The sequence below is a fragment of the Allohahella marinimesophila genome, from assembly GCF_039538005.1.
Lineage (GTDB): Bacteria > Pseudomonadota > Gammaproteobacteria > Pseudomonadales > Oleiphilaceae > Allohahella > Allohahella marinimesophila.
Window position 1 is genome coordinate 195,859 of record NZ_BAABBO010000007.1, and the last position, 18,580, is coordinate 214,438.

The 18,580-nt window shown below is 56.3% G+C and carries 20 protein-coding genes; 16 read left to right on the forward strand and 4 right to left on the reverse strand.

The features are described from left to right. Window positions 1-14 precede the first annotated feature (14 nt). Together ABD735_RS06550 and ABD735_RS06555 are read right to left on the reverse strand one after the other, a co-directional pair. A complete protein-coding gene (locus ABD735_RS06550) occupies window positions 15-1,196 on the reverse strand; it encodes an acetyl-CoA C-acyltransferase (RefSeq protein WP_344804546.1) in 1,182 nt (393 codons plus the stop codon). Between the two features lie 27 nt (window positions 1,197-1,223). Next, window positions 1,224-3,338 carry a 3-hydroxyacyl-CoA dehydrogenase NAD-binding domain-containing protein gene (locus ABD735_RS06555; protein ID WP_344804547.1) on the reverse strand — a complete coding sequence of 705 codons (2,115 nt, stop codon included), beginning with the start codon at window positions 3,336-3,338 and terminating at the stop codon, window positions 1,224-1,226. 180 nt (window positions 3,339-3,518) lie between these two features. On the opposite strand from ABD735_RS06555, the gene ABD735_RS06560 reads away from it, so the two are divergent. The 4 genes from ABD735_RS06560 (at window position 3,519) to ABD735_RS06575 (ending at window position 6,494) form a co-directional block, all read left to right on the forward strand. Beyond that, window positions 3,519-4,145 carry a TetR/AcrR family transcriptional regulator gene (locus tag ABD735_RS06560; protein WP_344804548.1) on the forward strand — a complete coding sequence of 209 codons (627 nt, stop codon included), beginning with the start codon at window positions 3,519-3,521 and terminating at the stop codon, window positions 4,143-4,145. After that, on the forward strand, window positions 4,135-4,683 hold the full coding sequence (locus ABD735_RS06565; protein ID WP_344804550.1) for a DUF3253 domain-containing protein: 549 nt from the start codon (window positions 4,135-4,137) through the stop codon (window positions 4,681-4,683). Before ABD735_RS06560 ends, ABD735_RS06565 begins: the two co-directional genes overlap by 11 nt. A gap of 78 nt (window positions 4,684-4,761) precedes the next feature. Then, window positions 4,762-5,922: a GGDEF domain-containing protein gene (locus ABD735_RS06570; RefSeq protein ID WP_344804551.1), complete on the forward strand. Its 1,161-nt coding sequence runs from the start codon at window positions 4,762-4,764 to the stop codon at window positions 5,920-5,922. After that, window positions 5,922-6,494 carry a nicotinamide mononucleotide transporter gene (locus ABD735_RS06575; RefSeq protein WP_344804553.1) on the forward strand — a complete coding sequence of 191 codons (573 nt, stop codon included), beginning with the start codon at window positions 5,922-5,924 and terminating at the stop codon, window positions 6,492-6,494. The genes ABD735_RS06570 and ABD735_RS06575 overlap by 1 nt, the downstream gene beginning before the upstream one ends. Before the next feature lie 64 nt (window positions 6,495-6,558). Here the strand turns inward: ABD735_RS06575 and ABD735_RS06580 are convergent, their stop codons facing one another. Next, a complete protein-coding gene (locus tag ABD735_RS06580) occupies window positions 6,559-7,347 on the reverse strand; it encodes a YciI family protein (RefSeq protein ID WP_344804555.1) in 789 nt (262 codons plus the stop codon). Between the two features lie 87 nt (window positions 7,348-7,434). Further along, a complete protein-coding gene (chrA, locus tag ABD735_RS06585) occupies window positions 7,435-8,889 on the reverse strand; it encodes a chromate efflux transporter (RefSeq protein WP_344804557.1) in 1,455 nt (484 codons plus the stop codon). 175 nt (window positions 8,890-9,064) lie between these two features. Here chrA and ABD735_RS06590 point away from each other — a divergent pair, with 175 nt between their 5' ends. The 12 genes from ABD735_RS06590 to ABD735_RS06645 all read left to right on the forward strand — a co-directional run bounded on the left by ABD735_RS06590 (window position 9,065) and on the right by ABD735_RS06645 (window position 18,578). Beyond that, window positions 9,065-9,478, forward strand: coding sequence for an antitoxin Xre/MbcA/ParS toxin-binding domain-containing protein (locus ABD735_RS06590; protein WP_344804559.1), 414 nt, complete (start codon window positions 9,065-9,067; stop codon window positions 9,476-9,478). After that, window positions 9,472-10,188, forward strand: coding sequence for an RES family NAD+ phosphorylase (locus ABD735_RS06595; RefSeq protein ID WP_344804561.1), 717 nt, complete (start codon window positions 9,472-9,474; stop codon window positions 10,186-10,188). The genes ABD735_RS06590 and ABD735_RS06595 overlap by 7 nt, the downstream gene beginning before the upstream one ends. Window positions 10,189-10,515: 327 nt before the next feature. After that, window positions 10,516-11,130 (forward strand): hypothetical protein, encoded by a 615-nt coding sequence (locus ABD735_RS06600; RefSeq protein WP_344804563.1) that lies wholly within the window; start codon window positions 10,516-10,518, stop codon window positions 11,128-11,130. A gap of 36 nt (window positions 11,131-11,166) precedes the next feature. Beyond that, window positions 11,167-12,186: an endonuclease/exonuclease/phosphatase family protein gene (locus ABD735_RS06605; RefSeq protein WP_344804565.1), complete on the forward strand. Its 1,020-nt coding sequence runs from the start codon at window positions 11,167-11,169 to the stop codon at window positions 12,184-12,186. A 197-nt stretch (window positions 12,187-12,383) separates the two neighbouring features. Next, window positions 12,384-12,818: a hypothetical protein gene (locus tag ABD735_RS06610; RefSeq protein ID WP_344804567.1), complete on the forward strand. Its 435-nt coding sequence runs from the start codon at window positions 12,384-12,386 to the stop codon at window positions 12,816-12,818. A 91-nt stretch (window positions 12,819-12,909) separates the two neighbouring features. After that, window positions 12,910-13,164, forward strand: coding sequence for a hypothetical protein (locus tag ABD735_RS06615; protein ID WP_344804569.1), 255 nt, complete (start codon window positions 12,910-12,912; stop codon window positions 13,162-13,164). 94 nt (window positions 13,165-13,258) lie between these two features. After that, complete coding sequence (locus tag ABD735_RS06620) at window positions 13,259-13,738, forward strand: hypothetical protein (protein ID WP_344804571.1); 480 nt, start codon at window positions 13,259-13,261, stop codon at window positions 13,736-13,738. A gap of 502 nt (window positions 13,739-14,240) precedes the next feature. After that, window positions 14,241-15,436, forward strand: a protein-coding gene (locus tag ABD735_RS06625) for an IS3 family transposase (RefSeq protein ID WP_425548580.1) whose coding sequence is annotated in 2 segments (ribosomal slippage) — window positions 14,241-14,526 and window positions 14,526-15,436 — 1,197 coding nt in all. Because the reading frame shifts where the segments join, the coding sequence is not laid out codon by codon here. 18 nt (window positions 15,437-15,454) lie between these two features. Continuing rightward, entirely contained in the window at window positions 15,455-15,613 is a 159-nt protein-coding gene (locus ABD735_RS06630; protein ID WP_344804573.1) for a DUF3309 domain-containing protein, read from the forward strand. A 463-nt stretch (window positions 15,614-16,076) separates the two neighbouring features. Beyond that, on the forward strand, window positions 16,077-16,523 hold the full coding sequence (locus ABD735_RS06635; protein WP_344804575.1) for a PaaI family thioesterase: 447 nt from the start codon (window positions 16,077-16,079) through the stop codon (window positions 16,521-16,523). A 43-nt stretch (window positions 16,524-16,566) separates the two neighbouring features. Beyond that, on the forward strand, window positions 16,567-17,814 hold the full coding sequence (locus ABD735_RS06640) for an acyl-CoA dehydrogenase family protein (protein ID WP_344804577.1): 1,248 nt from the start codon (window positions 16,567-16,569) through the stop codon (window positions 17,812-17,814). Next, window positions 17,811-18,578 (forward strand): SDR family NAD(P)-dependent oxidoreductase, encoded by a 768-nt coding sequence (locus ABD735_RS06645; RefSeq protein ID WP_344804579.1) that lies wholly within the window; start codon window positions 17,811-17,813, stop codon window positions 18,576-18,578. The genes ABD735_RS06640 and ABD735_RS06645 overlap by 4 nt, the downstream gene beginning before the upstream one ends. Window positions 18,579-18,580 lie beyond the last annotated feature (2 nt).

Consider the following 18,580-nt stretch of genomic DNA (forward strand, 5'->3'; position numbering starts at 1 on the left):
CACGCAGCCTCAGATCAGGCGACTTCGAACAGACCAGCCGCACCCATACCGGTGCCGACACACATGGTGACGACCACATACTTCACACCACGGCGCTTGCCTTCGATGAGGGCATGGCCAACCAGACGTGAGCCGGTGGTGCCGTAGGGGTGGCCAATGGCGATAGCGCCGCCGTTGACGTTCATGCGCTCGAGCGGGATACCCAGCTTGCGCTGGCAGTAGAGCACCTGCACGGCGAAGGCTTCGTTCAGCTCCCACAGGCCGATATCATCAACGGTCAGGCCGTGGCGCTTGAGCAGCTTGGGCACAGCGAATACAGGGCCGATACCCATCTCGTCAGGCTCACAACCAGCGACCGCAAAGCCACGGAAGATGCCGAGTGGCTTCACGCCACGCTGTTCAGCCAGCTTGCCATCCATAAGAACACAGGCCGAGGCGCCGTCTGAAAACTGGCTGGCGTTACCCGCCGTGACCACACCGCCTTCAACCGCTGAACGGATGCCGGAGACACCTTCGAGCGTGGTATCAGGACGAATGCCTTCATCCTGTGACAGCGTGACTTCCTTGGAAGACAGCTGACCAGTCGCCTTGTCGGCTACACCCATGATGGTGGTAATCGGCGCGATCTCATCCTTGAACTTGCCATCCTTCTGCGACTGGGCCGCGAGCTGCTGGCTGCGCACGCCGTACTCGTCCATGTCTTCCTTGCGGATCTCGTAACGCTTGGCCACGGTCTCTGCTGTCTGCAGCATCGACCAGTAGAGCGCAGGCTTATGCTCGGCCAGCCAAGGCTCCATCATGTAATTCTGGTTCACGGTGGCCTGCACGGTTGAAATGGATTCAACACCGCCCGCGACCATCACTGGCACTTTGTCGACCGCAATGTGATGCGCCGCCATGGCAATGGCCTGGAGGCCCGATGAACAAAAACGGTTGATAGTCACACCGCTGACGGACACTGGCAGGCCGGCACGCATGGCACCCATACGCGCCACATCGTTACCGCATGAGCCCTCTGGCAGGCCGCAGCCCATCATCACGTCTTCGATCTCAGCGGGGTCGACACCTGAGCGCTCGACCGCGTGCTGAATGGCATGACCGGCCAATGTGGCACCGTGGGTCATGTTGAGGCCGCCGCGCCATGACTTGGCAAGCGGGGTACGGGCAGTGGATACAATGACGACATCATTGGACATAACAATTCTCCTGGTGGCGCGTAGGCCTTACTGATTCTTTGAAGTGGCGTATTCGTCGAAGCGCTTGCCTTCGGCTGCGCATTTCTTCAGCAGCTCCGCAGGCTCCCAGAAACCGGGTTCTGCGTCTGGATTCTGCGCAAAGGTTTCCATGGCACGGACGACGTTCAACAAACCCACTTCCTCGGCGTAATGCATCGGGCCACCACGATAAACGGGGAAGCCATAACCGGTGAGATACACCATGTCGATATCCGACGCGCGCTGTGCGATGCCTTCTTCAAGAATGCGTGCACCCTCGTTGACCAGCGCATACACGCAGCGCTCGACGATTTCCTGAGAGCTGATCTTGCGCGGGGTGATGCCAAGTTCCTTGCGGACCTCATCGACCACCTTGTCCACTTCAGGATCGTGCAGGGCATTGCGATTGCCTGGCTCATAGCGATAGAAACCTGAGCCGGTCTTCTGGCCGAAGCGTCCCATCTCGCCGAGACGATCCGCGACCACCATCTTCTTCATGTTCGGGTTTTCAGCATACTGGCGCTTGCGAATGGCGAAGCCGATATCGCCACCAGCCATGTCCGCCATACGCAGCGGGCCCATGGCGAAGCCGAACTTCTCGATAGCCTTGTCGATCTGCTGCACGGTCGCACCTTCCTGCAGCATCAGCAGTGCTTCACGCGAGTACTGGTTGATCATGCGGTTGCCGATAAAGCCATCGCACACACCAGAAACGACTGCTGTCTTGCGAATGGTCTTGGCCAGCTTCATGGCGGTCGCCATCACGTCCTTGGCGGTCTCCTTGCCACGAATCACTTCCAGCAGCTGCATGATGTTCGCAGGGCTGAAGAAGTGCAGGCCGATCACATCCTGTGGACGCTTGGTGAAGCTCGCGATCTTGTCGACATCCAGCGTTGAGGTGTTGGACGCCAGGATCGCGCCTGGTTTGCAGACTTCATCCAGCTTCTTGAACACGGATTCCTTCACGCCCATTTCTTCGTAAACGGCTTCGATCACGAGATCTGCATTCTTCAAGTCGTCATAGGTCAGCGACGGTGTCACCAGCGCCATGGCAGCTTCGGCCTTTTCCTGTGTCATCTTGCCTTTCTTCACACGGCCTTCGTAGACCTTGCGAATGGCGGCGATGCCGCGATCCAGACCGTCCTGCTTCATCTCGACGATGGTGACCGGAATGCCGGCGTTGAGGAAGTTGATGCTGATGCCGGTGCCCATGGTGCCAGCGCCGATTACGCCAACCTGCTTGATGTCGCGGGTCGGGGTGTCAGACGGCACATCGGGAATCTTGCTGGTCAGACGCTCTGCAAAGAAGGCATGACGCAGCGCTTTGGACTCAGAAGTGTTGATGAGGTGAGCGAAGGCTTCGCGCTCGATCTCCATGCCCTTGTCGAAGGGCTTGGTCACGGCGGCTTCAACGGCATCGACACACTTCAGAGGCGCAGGATAATTTTTCGCCACAGCCCCAACAGTGTTGCGGGCAAACATGAAGAAGCCTTCTGGGTTCGCGTGCTTCGCTTTCAGGTTGCGGACCTTCTTCAGCGGCAGGTTCTCGCTGACGACCTTGTGCGCAAAGGAGAGGGCGCCGTCGAGTAAGTCGCCATCGACCATCTCATCGAACAGTGCGCTGCCGTTGAACATCTTCGCCGGCATCACGGCACCGGAAACGATCATGTTCAGGGCGTGTTCAGCACCGATCACCCGTGGCAGACGCTGTGTTCCGCCAGCACCTGGCAGGATACCCAGCTTCACTTCAGGCAGGGAAATCTGCGCATCAGGCTTGCTGACGCGGTAGTGACAACCGAGCGCCAGCTCCAGGCCGCCACCCATGCAGGCTCCACCGATGGCGGCAACCACTGGCTTGCTGCTGCTTTCGACATAGTTGATGACGGTGAGCAGGTTCGGCTCGCCCAGCATCTTCGGCGTACCGAATTCGCTGATATCGGCGCCACCGGAGAAGGCACGGTCCGATCCGATAATCACGACGGCCTTGATGGCGCTGTCGCCCTCGGCCTTCTTGATGCCATCGACGATGCCCTGACGCAGTGGCAGGCCCAGGCCGTTGACTGGCGGGTTGTCCAGCCGGATAACGGCGACATTGCCGTGGGTATCATAGTGCGCGGTATTCATATGCAGCTCCTCGTGCTTACCGAAAGTAAGTCAGATACAGGGTGGTGTTGGCCGACAAAGGTGTTTTTAAATGCCATACACTGGTGTATGTTGGTGCCATACACTAATGTATGTTTGTGGCTGCGGTCAATGCTTATGTAGAATCGCGGCCCGAATACACCCATAGGATGCACTGAAGACATGACAGAACCGAAGCCAGTAGCCCGAAGTGGCAGTAGAGCCACCGACAAGCCTCAGCTCACCAGGGACAACTGGCTCGATGCGGCTGCGGGCGAAGTCGCGTCTGGTGGGTTCAGCAATCTGCGCGTGCTCACGCTGTCGAAAAAACTGGGTGTGACCCGCGGCAGTTTCTACTGGCACTTCAAGGATCATGAAGACCTCGTGACCAGTTTCCTCAACCGCTGGCGTGACCGCCGGCTCCATGAGCTGCTGTACTGGAAACCGGACGTCAACAGTACAGGCAATGTCGAAGCCGAACTGAAAAGCATTCTCGAGTTGCTCCTGACCGACGCCTCCCGCAACATCCGCCGCCTGCAGGTCGAGCTAGCCGTACGCGATTTCGCACGCCGGAATGACTATGTCGCCGATCTGGTCGCCGAGGTCGACGCCGCCCGTATCGATCAAAATTGTCTGCTACTGCAACGCATCAGCAGCGATCCGCGTCGGGTGCGGGATCTGTCCACGCTGTTGTATGTCGCGACGATTGGGTCGCAGGTGGTGTTGACTGGTCAGAAAGGTGATGAAGATGCGATTTCACGCATCGAAGACCTGCTGGCCAGGGTGGTGCTGGGGCAGGGTGACGCCTGATACGCGGTTCCAGCGTATCGAGGACATGACAGAGAACAGCTCCTCGACCAAAGAAGGCTACGTGCTCATCAAAGGCAGGCACTGGCGCTGCACCGATCCAAAGATTCCCGAGAACCTCCGTCAGCAACTGGTGAACGAGCTCATGGCTGCCCGCCGGGCCGTGGCCGCTGGCAAGAAAGCCGGTGACGAGGAGGGCATCGCTGCGGCCCGCGCGCGTGTGCAGGCGGCAAAGGTGGCGCTGGGCGAGCGGGGGCCGAAGTGGTGGCTGGAGATGGATGAAGCGGCGTATCTCGAGCGTGCTGAGGCGGTGATGGTGGCCTTGCTGAATGGACGGGATGACGAATCCTCGATTTGTCCTTCAGACGTGGCTCGGGTGATTGGTGGAGAAAACTGGCGTGACCTGATGCCACTAGTGCGTGAGCTCGCCTTCGAGCTCGCAGCTGAAGAGCAGATGGTGGTGATGCAGAAGGGCAAGTCTGTCGGCCCTGCGGCTCGCGGGCCGGTTCGAATCGCCAGAAGACCGTCAGCAAAAAACTAAAAACAGCCTTCATCGAAAACCTGCGGTTATCCGGCTATGCTGAAGCGATGTGTCCACCCATCATGCAAAGGCTGCTGAATGCCGCTTACGTCGACTGACGCCAGTTTTCAGGAGAAGCTGGACCGCCAACTGCTGGCGAGCTTCGTAAAGCAGACCCCGACCGTCATCACGGGGCATTTGCTCGTCGCGTCGATCAACATCGGACTGTTCTGGCAGCAGATCAGCCATGCCTTTATTACCGCCTGGATGATGTTCCTGCTGGCGATCGGGCTGGTCCGTTGGTTGATGACGCGACAATATCAACAGCAGCAACAAAGCCTGGCCCCGGCCCGGTGGCGGAGTATTTTCGCGACGAGCTCGCTATCACTCGGGCTTGCCTGGTGTGTCTGGTGCATCTACGTCAGCACGACCATCCAGTACGCCGGCACGGGGCTTTCGATCGTCGTCGTGACATCGGCTGGACTGGTCGCAGGCGCCGTAGCCTCGACGTCCTCTTCGCTACTGTCCTATATCTGTTTCTCTGCACCCATATTGCTGCCGTTCAGCGGTCTGCTGCTGCTCAATGATCAAAGCGAAACCTGGGGCATTGGGCTCCTCATGGTGCTGTTCTTCATCATTACCTGGAATCAAGTCCGGCGGATAAACGGTGTGCTGAAGGAAAGTATCATCAACAGCCTGAACCTGGAGGCCTCACAGAAGCAGGCCGAGAAGCTCGCCAACGAACTCCACCAGTTGTCGACACAGGACGCCCTGACAGGCGTCACCAATCGCCGCGGCTTCGACGAAACCCTCAGCCGTGAATGGTTGCGCGCCAGACGCGCCGGCACGCCGCTCACCCTGCTGATGATCGATGCGGACTTCTTCAAGCCCTATAACGATACCCTGGGCCATCTCGCTGGCGATGACTGTCTTCGCAGAATTGCCGCTTCGCTCACAGGATATGCCAGACGCGAAGGCGAGGTGGTCGCTTGCTACGGGGGCGAGGAGTTTGCCGTTCTGTTGCCGGGTACGACAGGGCCAGAAGGCGTCACCATTGCCGAGGCGATAGCGAAAGATATCGCCGATCTCGATATACCCCATCCAGCTTCAGGCGTCGCCAAGCGCATCACCGTGAGTATCGGCGTTCACAGCGTAGTTCCCGGCGAACTGGAGGACAGCCAAACCCTGGTGAGTCATGCGGATCGCGCGCTCTATCAGGCGAAGGCCGATGGCCGGAACTGTATCCGTCTGGCGGCATAATGGATTTGTTCTTGCAGGTCTGGGGAGGCGCCTGTTATCTCTCCAACAAGATCCTCTTCTCGGTGTCCGAAGGTCAAGAAGCTTCCACAAAACGCACCCTTAAAATCCTGGGCTGGATCATCTACATCATCGGTGTGCCAGCCTGGGTCATCATACTCGTCGCGCATGATGACTGGATCGCGGCATCCATAGAGGCCGGCGGTATCCCGGCAATGCTGCTCGGCCTGTACAACACCATCCACGACCACAGAAAAGAGCACAAGGCCTTCGGCTGGTTCGTGTTCTTCTGCACCTACGGCTCGCTGGTGTTCGGACTCGCCTACAGCCTGTATGTTTATGGCGGCATCACCTCTGTCTCACAGGTCCTCGAGATCGGCGTAATGCTCGGATTCCTGCTCGGCAGCTATCTGATGGCCAAGGGCAATCCCAAGGGCTGGCTGTTCTTCATGCTCATGAACGTCAGCATGTCGGCGCTCATGGCCCTGCAGGACAAACCAGTGCTCATGGTGCAGCAACTGGTGTCGCTCTGCTTCGTGATCTATGGCTACCGGCAGTCGTCACCAGCGAAGTAAGGCATCAGTTTTACTGCTCGCCTTCCACCATCACCATCCAGTTCAGGCCAAAGCGATCCTTCACCTAACCATAGAGTGGCGACCAGAACACCTGTTGCAAAGGCATAGTCACTTCGCCGCCATCAGCCAGGGCATCGAAAGCAGCGTGTGCCAGTTCAGCAGTCGCAACAGTAAAGGCCAAGCTGAAGCCTGCCGGGGCGGCACTCTCACCGCAGCCATCGGAGGCAAACAGCTTCGTGGTGCCCACAGAAAACTCCGCGTGCATGATCCCGTTCTCCGCGCCAGGCGGGATAGCGCCTTCCGGAATCGGGTCTGGTGACTCGCTGAATCGCATCATCATGTGAATGACGGCGCCGAGGTGCTGCTCGTAATACTTCAGCGCCTCTTCAGTGCGGTTGCCCAGGAACAGATAGGTGTTGGTCTGTGCTGCGCGCAAGGCGATCTGCTGGCGCATCTCATCCTCTTTCTTGAGGGTGTCGCCCACGCCTGGGATGTCGGCGAAGTCGGACATCTCATAGAAGGGGCGAATCTCGATCTCCGAGCTCTCAGGCATCGGGTTCGGGCAGCGCTTCACCCACTCGATAGCCTCTTCCAGATTCTTCACCTCCCAGATCCAGAACCCTGCGATCAGTTCCGAAGTCGCGGAGAATGGTCCGCGATTCACCTCACGGCTGTTGCCATCGAAGCGGACCCGGAAGCCTTCCTTACTTGGCTTGAGGCCGTCGCCATTCTGCATGATGCCGGCTTTGACCAGCTCTTCGTTGTACTGGCCCATGGCTTCCATGAGCGCCGGATCGGGCATCTCGCCGGCTTCGGATGATGCGGTAGCTTTGACGATAACCATGACTTTCATGTGCTGCTCCTGATGCAGATGATGTGTTGTTCATCTGATAGTCGAACGGCTTCGACAACTTTCGACAGGTTCACGAAAAAATTTTGCTTACAGCGCCGCCGCGCCGCCAAACAGCAGAAAATACGCGATACCCAAAACCGCACTGACGAAAATCACCGGCAGCATGCCCACCTTGAAACGCAATATCGCAATGAAGGCGCCCAGCGCCAGCACGACACTGGCAATCTGAATGCTGCTCCATGTCGGCACCAGCAGCTGCATGCCAAAGGCCTCAACCGTATTCACCTCATCGAAGGCGACATGCACGGCGAACCAGATCGCCAGGTTCAGCATGACGCCAACGACGGCAGCCGTGACGGCGGACAGCGCCGCACTCACCGTCTGATTTCCACGAAGCTTTTCGACATAAGGCGCGCCAAGGAAGATCCACAGAAAGCAGGGTACAAAGGTCACCCAGGTCGCCAGAATCGAGGCCAGGATACCTGCAGTGAAGGGATCGAGCGGACCGGCATCACGGAAGGCGCCCATGAACCCCACGAACTGCACGACCTGAATCAGCGGGCCGGGCGTGGTTTCTGCCATACCCAGACCATCGAGCATCTCGCCTGGCGCGAGCCAGCCGTAATTTTGCACTGCCTCCTGCGCCATGTAGGCCAATACGGAATACGCCCCACCGAAGGTGACGACCGCCAGCTTGCTGAAGAAGAATCCGACCTGGGTGAAGACGTCGTCGAAGCCGAGTGTCGTCGTCAGCACGATGAGTGGTATGAGCCACAATGGTAACCAGATGGCGAGTACCTTGAGCGCTCGCGTCCAGGTTGCCTGAGTATGATGCGTGGCTCCGCCATCGATCATGGCATCAATAGCGCGGTCGGCATCCTCAGGCGCATCATGACCCTTGATGACCACAAAGCGCTCCGGGTCGACGTGCCGGCCCAGCAGACCAATGACGGCAGCCGTAACGATCACGATTGGAAACGGCACCGCAAAGAAGAAGATCGCAACAAAGGCCAGGGTCGCCAGCGCGTACATATAGGCGTTTTTCAAAGCCCGTTTGCCGATGCGAATGACCGCCTGAAGCACGATGGCCAGTACCGCTGCCTTGATGCCAAAGAACAGCGCCTGCACCAGCGTGGCATCCTGATACCCGGCATAGAGTACGCTCAACACCAGGATGCTCACGAAGCCCGGCAGGATAAACAGACCGCCGGCCACGAGCCCGCCCTTGACCCCATGCAGCAGCCAGCCGATGTAGGTGGCGAGCTGCTGGGCCTCCGGCCCGGGCAGCACCATGCAGTAGTTCAGCGCGTGCAGGAATAGGCTCTCACTCACCCAGCGCTTTTCATCCACCAGAATACGGTGCATGACCGCGATCTGACCGGCAGGCCCGCCAAAGCTCAGCATGGCGATGCGTAGCCAGACATGTACAGCTTCCCGAAAGGAAATCTGGTGGCCGAATTCGTTGAGTATGCTATCTCGTGGTACTGCCGCGTCCTGAGGGTTCGAGTCAGACGGTGGAATGGGGTAGGCGGACTCGGGCATGTTCACTGTCCTTGTGTGTGGATGATGTAGAGGCTACTCGAAGCCTGCAGCGGGTTCTACAGGTTTTGATGGCGGTGCATCAGATTGCTGAGGCAGGTCCTTAATTATCTATATTTGTAGTTTTTAACTTTAAAGGTCTATAATAAGAGTAAGCCAGTTGACATGGAGGCCGGCCATGAAACCACTCAAGAACACCCATCTGCCAAAGGATGCGTCTGCCAGGCAGGACAGTGCAGCCAGACTCGCCCAGGTGGCGCTGAAGATCTTCTTCGGTATTGCCGAGGAATGGCAGCTGAGCACGAAAGAGCAGCGCATACTGCTCGGCGATTTGCCTGAAGCCACCTACTTCAAGTGGAAGAGCACGCTCAACGCCAAACCCGGGCGCGATATTCTCGAGCGCATCTCGCATCTGCAGAATATCTACAAAGCCCTCAGAATCATCTTCCCCACGCTCGAGCAGGCGACCGCCTGGCCACGCAAACCCAACGCGGCTTTCGGCGGCAAGAGCGCCCTCGAAGTCATGCTCAACGGCAGCATCCTCGATCTCGCGCGGGTGCACGACTACGTCGATGGTGCACGTGGATGGTAAAGACCGCGCTGCGCCCTAACATCGAGTCGGCGCCCCTGCGCCTACCATGGAACAAATGCCACCGCCTGGTGTCGAGTCAGTTTCCGCCGATCAACCTGTATGAAAGCATTCTCGATCCTGAGGATCTCGATGCAGCCTTTGAGCTTGAAGCACTGACCAATCCACGGCTCAGGGACGAGGCTGGCGATCTCGGCTTCGTTGCGCCGGAGGATCGGGTGAGTGGGCCTGGGAGTTCGGCTGTCATGGCCGCGTTTACGCATATTGGTGCGGCTTCACGTTTTACCGATGGTCGTTATGGTGTGTATTACGCTGGAGATTCATCGGCTACGGCCATTGCGGAGACTCGCTTTCATCGCGAGCGTTTTCTGTCTGCAACGGAAGAGCCGGATACGCGGCTGACGCTGCGTGAATACGTCACGACGATTCTCTCCGAGCTGCATGATATTCGAGCTGAGGATGAGCTGCATGATCCTGATCTTGAGAGCTACAAACACACTCAGCCGATCGCTGCGCAGTTTCGGGAGCAGGGGAGTCATGGCTTGTTGTATCGGAGTGTGCGGCATGCTGGGGGTGAGTGCGTGGCGATCTTCAAGCCGCGGGCATTGAAGGTGCCGTTGATTCAGGCGGCGCATTATCAGTACGTGTACAGTGAGCATGAGCGGCGGATTACTGATGTGTTCAAGATGTCGCGCGTGCCGGGGGTGGATTGATGCCGTTTACGCCGTTTCAGTAATGGCGACCAATATTTGACAAAGTTAAAGGCATTTCGTGAGCTAAAAGTGTGTTGCTCAGACGAAAGCCTATAAGCTAATCCGTGAAGGCGCCCGTCAGATTATACATATATCAGTCCATTAGCCGTGACCAACGATTTAGTATAAACCGTGCCGGTCACGTACAGCATTTTGTCCCGGCTGAACTTCCGTCAGATCTTACTGCTACTAATAGGTTTTAACTTGCGCTACTACAAGAATGAGAGCTCTTATCTTCCCTTGGCACGTTTAGCGATATCGACGCAATTCTCCTCTGAGTTGGAGTTCATGGAATTCTACAATGCGCTCGGAACGCCGGAGCGCAAAGATCAATTTCTCCGGGTGGCCAATTTCTATTTCTATTTGGTCCAGCGTGGAGACTGGGTCACAACGGCCCCGAACTGCAATTCGGTCGTCGACTATCTCTCCAATTCTTACAAGATGGTGGGTATTTTTGCTCTCGTTGAGTCCCTGTCTGAGGAAAGGCACGAAGATTTTTTCACGTGGCTGAATAAAAGAGATTTGGATGAGACATTTCCGATTGCGTCGAAGGAACGACTGGCTGAACTTCATCGGGACTACAAAGCCACCTACGGTTCCATCCGACGGTGCGTTGATTTCTTCGCGCGACTTCCGGTAGACCGGCAAAAGATGCTTTGCAATGCGGTGAAGCTAAATCGAAAACCGTTGCCGAATATCAAAAAATTCGCTGAATTTCTTTATACGATTCGCAGCAAGTTTGTACATGAAGCCGATCTGGTGCTCTGGCTATCCGGCAGCTCAATCCGACGGGAGGGCAGCAAGACTGTTCATACTGAGCTAACAATCCCAGTAATAATGTCCGCAATGGAGGAGGGGTTAGTAGCCTATTTCCGTGAGAAATCACCGTTGCTTGCAAAGTAGACGTGTCGTTAAGCCGACCTCAACGTAAATCTGTACATGAACTTCAAACTAATGACCTACAACGTCCAGGACCTCTTCCTGCAGACCGCGTTCCCACTAAAGCCCGAATACCTTCACACGCTCAGCGATGAGCACTGGGGGATGCTGGGCCACTCGGATCAGGAGCTCAAGCCCTTGAGCAAGTTGAAGGCCCTGGCGCAGATCATCCTGAATGAAGATCCGGATTGTGTGTGCCTCTGTGAAGTGGGCGGTCTGACCGCGCTCAGCAATTTCAATGAATTCTTCCTGTCGGGTGCCTATGTCGCCTACCTCATCCCCGGCAACTCCGATCGCGGTATTGAGAGCGGTTTTCTGCTGAAAAAGAGCCTGCCGTTTACCGCTGAGTTACAGACAAATCGGCACTGGCCGGTCCCGTTCCAGTACCTCCACGAGGAGGACCCGGAAGCCTATTCCGTGACAGCACTCATGGCAGAAGCATTCAACCTGGGCGACTCGGACAGACGAAGACTTTCACGCGATATTCCGGTGCTTCACCTGTATGACCCTCAGGGCATCTGCATCCTCTCGGTGATGCTCGCCCATCTGAAATCCGGTTACGATCCGCAGGGTTTTGATGCGGGCGGGCAGAAGCGTCGAGCCGCTGAAGTAAAGGCATTGATAGCCATCTACCAGAAACTCAAGGCTGAAAAGTCGAATGATCATCCCGTGATCGTGGCGGGTGACTTCAACGGCAATGCCTCGCGCGACGACACCTCTGCAGAATTCCTGCCCCTCTACAAAGCCACTGATCTGGAAGACGCGCTCTATCTGGCCGGAATACCCCGCTATGAGCGTCATACGCATATGACCTTCTATGGCAGAACAGCCTCTGCCAAACAGCTCGACTACATTTTCCTCAGCCTTAGCCTGCACCAGCGACTCATACCGGAAGAGACCTACGTCTACCGGTATGTGTATGACGAAGATGGCAGCGAGATGCTGGCGCCGTTTTCGTTTCGGGATCGGGATTTGCTGCCTTCGGATCATTATCCGGTGGTTTGTGTGGTTGAGCTTTAGGGCGCCTTGAGGTGCGCATTACTGCGGGCTAGCTTGCTCTTGCAGTAGGACCAGCTGCGGGTGTGGTAGCTGTGGGTGCTTGAATACCAGCGCTTTGTTGACATACTCACGGGAAGCCTAAGAATCAGTGTCACGTGTGATCAATGCTTGGCGCCCTAGACGCGGCATCGTTGACGGCAGTTTGCGGAGAAAAAGCGATGCACAACAAGCTAGCGCTGGTCATCCTGCTGTCGGCTCTTCTGTCTGGGTGTAAGAGCGATAAAGCAGGAGCCACAACACCCTGTCCAGCGGCTATATTTTCGGTGGCTATCCAGCTAAAAGATGCAATTACTGACGCTAACCTTGGCCAAGGCACAGTCGGTTTCGTGGCGATTTGGTATAAGGCTAATACTGACGGAACTACCAGAGAACTAAGTTCTGAAATCAATATAGCTTTCGAAGATTCTTTGGATAAGTATTATTTTTCTAAGGAGTCCAGCCAATACATCTATGCCGATGACATTGCTATCTATGCGCTCCACGCGGGCTATTATCCTGCCGTTCACAAAGAAAAGGACATCGGGAGCTCGTTGTCTTGCACAGATTATGAGCACACGTTCTATCTTTGTCCCACGGGGACAGTGTGCAGGTAGCCATTCTTCAGAGTTTTGCTGTTCTGGAGAGAAGCTGTTCAAGGGCCGTGGTGGTGAAAAATGGAAAGTTTACCGAGTTGGAGGGGCGGGGATGTCGAACAATCTACTAAGTGAATTCCTTCATGAAGATCATAATAGCTACGAGTCTAGCGAGTTAATTGCAGAAATTGAGGAAATGAACAAGAACGATTCTCGCGATATCAGAGAGTTCTTTTTCAACAGATTCAATGTTTATCTGCACGGTGAGAAGAAGGAAGTTAGGCTTGAGGATGAGCTTGATATCTCGACGGGCGTAGTGACCTTAAGTTTTGAGCAGTTTGTACAAGCGGTAAGTAGTTCCAAGTGAAGTCTGCGCCGTTGCGACTCTCTGTGATTGAAAGTGATTCATATGAGCTGCACGCTCACTTCCGCTGTAGGGAATATCGCCACAGAACGGCTCTGTGAAGTACCTTAAGCTGTATGAATCCATGGGCTCTGATCCGGGCGGGCAGAAGCGTCAAGCCGCTGAAGTAAAGGCGTTGATAGCGATCTACCAGAAACTGAAGGCTGAAAAGTCGAACGATCTTCCAGTGATCGTGGCGGGTGACTTCAACGGCAATGCCTCACGCGACGACACCGCTGCGGAATTCCTGCCCCTCTATGAAGCCACCGATCTGGACGATGCGCTCTTTCTGGCCGGGATACCCCGCTATGAGCGTCATACGCATATGACCTTCTATGGTAGAACAGCCTCCGCCAAACAGTTCGACTACATTTTTCTCAGCCTTAGCCTGCACCAGCAACTGATACCGGAAGAGACCTACGTCTACCGCTATGTGTATGACGAAGACGGCAGCGAGATGCTGGCGCCGTTTTCGTTTCGGGATCGGGATCTGTTGCCGTCGGATCATTATCCGGTGGTTTGTGTGGTTGAGCTTTAGGTCTCGGGCGATGAGCGGATTGACGCAGGCAATCTTGCTCGCACAAGAGAGATGAGTGGGGGAGCGGCAGCACCGGGCGCTTGAATAGCTCGACTTCCCTGACATACTCACTAAAGCAAGGTGGTGGTGTGCTGCGGTAGTAGTTGCCTGCACGGAAATGCGCTTGTATGCGGAGGTTGGTGGTGTGATAGAAGGATCGTTCGAGACGGCGTGGCCGGAATATTTCGACCTTGTAGCGGATGTAGAGTGGACGCAACCGGTCCCGCATGCGCTTCTGTTCGAGGACGGAGTGCAGGCTGACCGAACTGCTTATTTTTACAGCATCGTTGCGCGGGTCAAGCAGCACTGGTGGCCATTCTACATAGGAATGGTTTTCTACCAGTATGCGTCTGTCAGGAATCAGCAGCCTGATCACCGTGACCGGCTTTTGAAGCTCCAGAATAGCAATCCTGGGCTTACATTTGTAGTGGCATAGTGAATCTGGCCACCTGATTTTGAGTGTATGATCACTCATATAGAAAATCAGGTGAAGACGATGACGAGAAAGAAAACCTTCAGTCCGGAATTTCGTTTGGAGGCGGCCCAGTTGGTGGTCGACCAGGGATATACCGTGAAGGCTGCCTGCGATGCCATGGGAGTCGGTAAATCCACCATGGAATACTGGGTCCGAAAGCTTCGTTCTGAGCGGGCAGGTAAAGCGCCCAAGGGCGAAGCCCTGACGTCGGAGCAGCGTGAGATTCAGGAACTGAAACGCAAGCTGCGGCGAGCTGAGGAAGAGAAGGAAATATTAAAAAAGGCTACCGCTCTCTTGATGTCAGACTCCCTGAGCAATTCTCGATAATCGAGCGACTTGAAGAGAGCCATGCGGTGCAGCGCCTGTGTCAGGTGTTCGGGGTGCATCGCAGTAGCTATCGGGCATGGCGTGACCGGGATAGAACGCCCTGTAAGGCTGAGCAAAAGCTCCAGGAACAGGTTGTCGAGGCACATGAGGCCAGCAATGGGTCGGCCGGGGCACGGACGATTGCCAGCATGGTAACGCAGGCAGGAATACCGCTGAGTCGTTACCGTGCCAGCAGACGGATGAAGCAGTTGGGGCTGGTGAGTACGCAACCGCCAAGCCACGCTTACAAGAAGGCCGATCAGCCGCATCTGGATATCCCGAATCTTCTTGACCGGGAGTTCGACGTAGAGAAGCCTAATCAAGTATGGACTGGGGACATAAGCTATCTTTGGACGGGCTCGCGCTGGGCTTATCTGGCTGTCGTGATCGATTTATTCTCCCGTAAACCGGTGGGTTGGGCCATGTCCCTATCGCCGAATACGGACCTGGTGAAGAAGGCTCTGACGATTGCGTATGAATCCCGTGGAAAGCCATCAGGAGTCATGTTCCATTCGGATCAAGGGTGTCAGTACACTAGTCTGAACTTCCGGCAGCTGCTCTGGAGTTATCAGATGAAACAGAGTCTCAGCCGACGAGGGAATTGCTGGGACAATGCTCCGACAGAGCGCTTCTTTAGGAGCCTGAAAACAGAATGGGTGCCCGAAATCGGCTACCCATGCTTTGCCTCGGCGAAGCAGTCGGTCACGGACTATATGATCGGCTATTACAGCGTTCTGAGACCGCACAAACACAACGGTGGATTGCCGCCGAATGCGGCAGAGCAGGCTTATTGGGAGGCTCAAAAGACGGTGGCCTAAAATACTTGACCACTACAAATGACACTTTCAACAATTCTCCTGATTGTCCTGATATTAATACTGATAGGTGCAATTCCGGCCTGGCCCCATAGTAGATCCTGGGGTTATGGCCCCAGTGGAGTTCTGAGCATCGTCGCCGTAATTCTGATCGTCCTGTTACTTACCGGCAGGATCTGATCAACCTGGCAGTCAGGCAGTAAACTACAGGCACTTACCCCCCCCCCCCCGGTAAGTTTTCTCAATGAGACGTTCGTGTCAATCGAAGATGCAGCTGCCTCGGGTACCCTCTGACTGGCTTTGTGCTTACGCAAAGCCAGTTCTATCGCAGGTTGTTTACAAATTCGCCCCAGCAAACCGTTAGCTGTTCACAAGCACTTGGCCGGCAGTACCGCCTGATGGCAGTATTTCCCTGCTCTGACGGGCCTTCATTAGTCGTTTTTCCGCCCTCCCTCCAGCTCACCTATACGTCAACCCCACTGCTCGCCAGAACCTACAGATTCCGCATTCAGTTTTACTCAGCGAAATTGATTTCCAAATATGTTGACTAAAAACGCCAACCCGTGACAAATTAACCCCACGATGTTCTCTCCTGTGGCGGCCTGCCATGGACCCAACAGGAGCGAGGCGAAGAGGAACTCGAATGTCAGAACAGCAACAAGTCACGTCGTTCAGTAGTGCCAACGACCTCCCAGGATTTCACCGGGTCCTTGGCTATCGCCAGGCAGCGTGGGAAGAAGGCGTCGCAGTGATAGAGCTCACCGTTGAACCTCACCACTTGAACCTGGCCGGCGTCATCCACGGCGGAGTCATCACCTCGCTGCTGGATATCGCAATGGCCGAAGCGGGCACCTACTGCCCCTTTGCCGGGCGAATGCGGAAGGCAATCACCTTGTCACTAACAACAACCTTTACTGGCCAATGTTCAGGTGGGTTGATCCGTGTGACCGGCACCAGGCGAGCGGGTGGAAGTCGAATCTTTAACAGTTCAGGTGAAGTCCGCGACCAGGAGGGACAGCTGCTCGCCATCGGCGAAGGCACCTTCCGGCTGCGGTCAGGCAGTGAAAAGCCAGAGGGTGTGCCGCTGTAACACCGGTCACCTGAAGAGCACTGATAACAATAAGGACAACGACATGTTTGAGCTCTCTGAAAAAGCGAAGAAGCTACAGGATAAGTTGCAGGCCTTCATGGCGCAGCACATCTATCCGAATGAGCATGTGTTTTATGAGCAGATCGCCACGGCCGATAATCGATGGGCGCCGCCGCCTATTCTGAACGAGCTCAAAGCCACCGCGAAGGCGCAGGGGCTGTGGAACCTGTTTCTGCCAGAGAGCCAGTTCGGCGCTGGCCTGACCAACTTCGAATATGCCCACCTCTGCGAAATCATGGGCCGCTCTCATATCGCCCCTGAAGTATTCAACTGCTCTGCGCCCGATACCGGCAACATGGAAGTGCTGGCCCGCTACGGTAGCGCTGAGCAACAGGAGCAGTGGCTCAAGCCGCTTCTGAACGGCGAGATTCGCTCCTGTTTCTCCATGACCGAACCGGCCGTCGCCTCCTCCGATGCCACCAACATTTCCTGTGAGATCCGTCGCGAGGGCGATGACTATATAGTCGACGGTCTCAAGTGGTGGTCTTCCGGGGCGATGACCACAACCTGCAAAATCGCCATCGTCATGGGCAAGAGTGACCCAAGCGCAGCCCGTCACCAGCAGCAGTCGATGATCCTCGTGCCGCTGGATGCCGAGGGTGTGGAAGTCATTCGTCCTCTCACGGTGTTCGGCTACGACCATGCACCGCATGGCCACGCAGAAATCCGTTATAACAAGGTGCGCGTCCCCGCCAGCAATATGCTGCTGGGTGAGGGGCGTGGTTTCGAAATTGCTCAAGGCCGCCTGGGGCCAGGCCGCATCCACCATTGTATGCGCACCATCGGCATCGCAGAACGCGCCCTCGAATCAATGTGTGAGCGCGTTCATGAGCGCGAAGCTTTTGGCAGACAGCTGGTGAAGTTTGACTCGATCCGCAAAGACATTGCCCGTTGCCGGATCGATATCGAACAGGCGCGCCTCTTGACTCTCAAAGCGGCCTACATGATGGACACGGTCGGCAACAAGGTGGCTCGGCAGGAAATCGCCATGATCAAGGTAATTGCGCCGAATATGGCACTGCAGGTGATTGATCGAGCCATTCAGGTTCATGGTGCACTCGGACTCAGCCAGGACAGCTTTCTGGCAGCGGCCTATGCCCATGTTCGCACGCTTCGGCTGGCCGACGGGCCCGATGAGGTTCACCTCGATGCCATCGCCAAGATCGAGCTGAGCGGCTACGGCGCAGACGAACACGGAAGAAGCCACTCACAAACAGGAGAACGCCCATGACCAACCCACTATTCGATATGACCGGCAAGGTCGCGCTCATCACCGGCTCGACGAAAGGTATCGGCCGCGCCATTGCGGAAGAGATGGCGAAATGCGGCGCCAAGGTCGTGATATCCAGCCGTAAGGCAGACGCCTGCGAAGCGGTCGCCGGCGAGTTGAAGGCGGCGGGTCATGAAGCGCTGGCGATCCCGTGCCACGTCGGGCGCAAGGAAGACCTGCAAAACCTGGTCGACAAGACCCTGACAGCCTGGGGCAGGATCGACGTGCTGGTCTGCAATGCGGCGACCAACCCGGTCTACGGCCCCACCAGTGAAGTCTCGGACGACGCCTGGGACACGATCATGACCACCAATGTCAAAGGCACGTTCTGGCTGGCCAATATGGTGCTGCCGCAAATGGCCGAACGAGGTGAGGGCGCTGTGGTACTGCTTTCGAGCATTGCCGGTCTCCGCGGTAACACCGTCATTGGCACCTATGGGGTGTCCAAGGCTGCTGAAGCCGCGCTGGCGCGCAATCTCGCGATCGAATGGGGGCCGAAAGGCATCCGAGTGAACAGTATCGCACCGGGTCTGGTCCGCACCGACTTCGCCAAGGCGTTGTGGGAAGATCCTGTTCGCCTCAGACAGACCGAAGAAAAATCGCCGCTTCGACGCATTGGTGAGCCTGTCGATATCGCAGGTCTGGCGGTGTTCCTTTCCACGCCTGCCAGCGCTTATATCACTGGACAGGTCATTGTGGCCGACGGCGGTGAAACGGTCGTCTGACC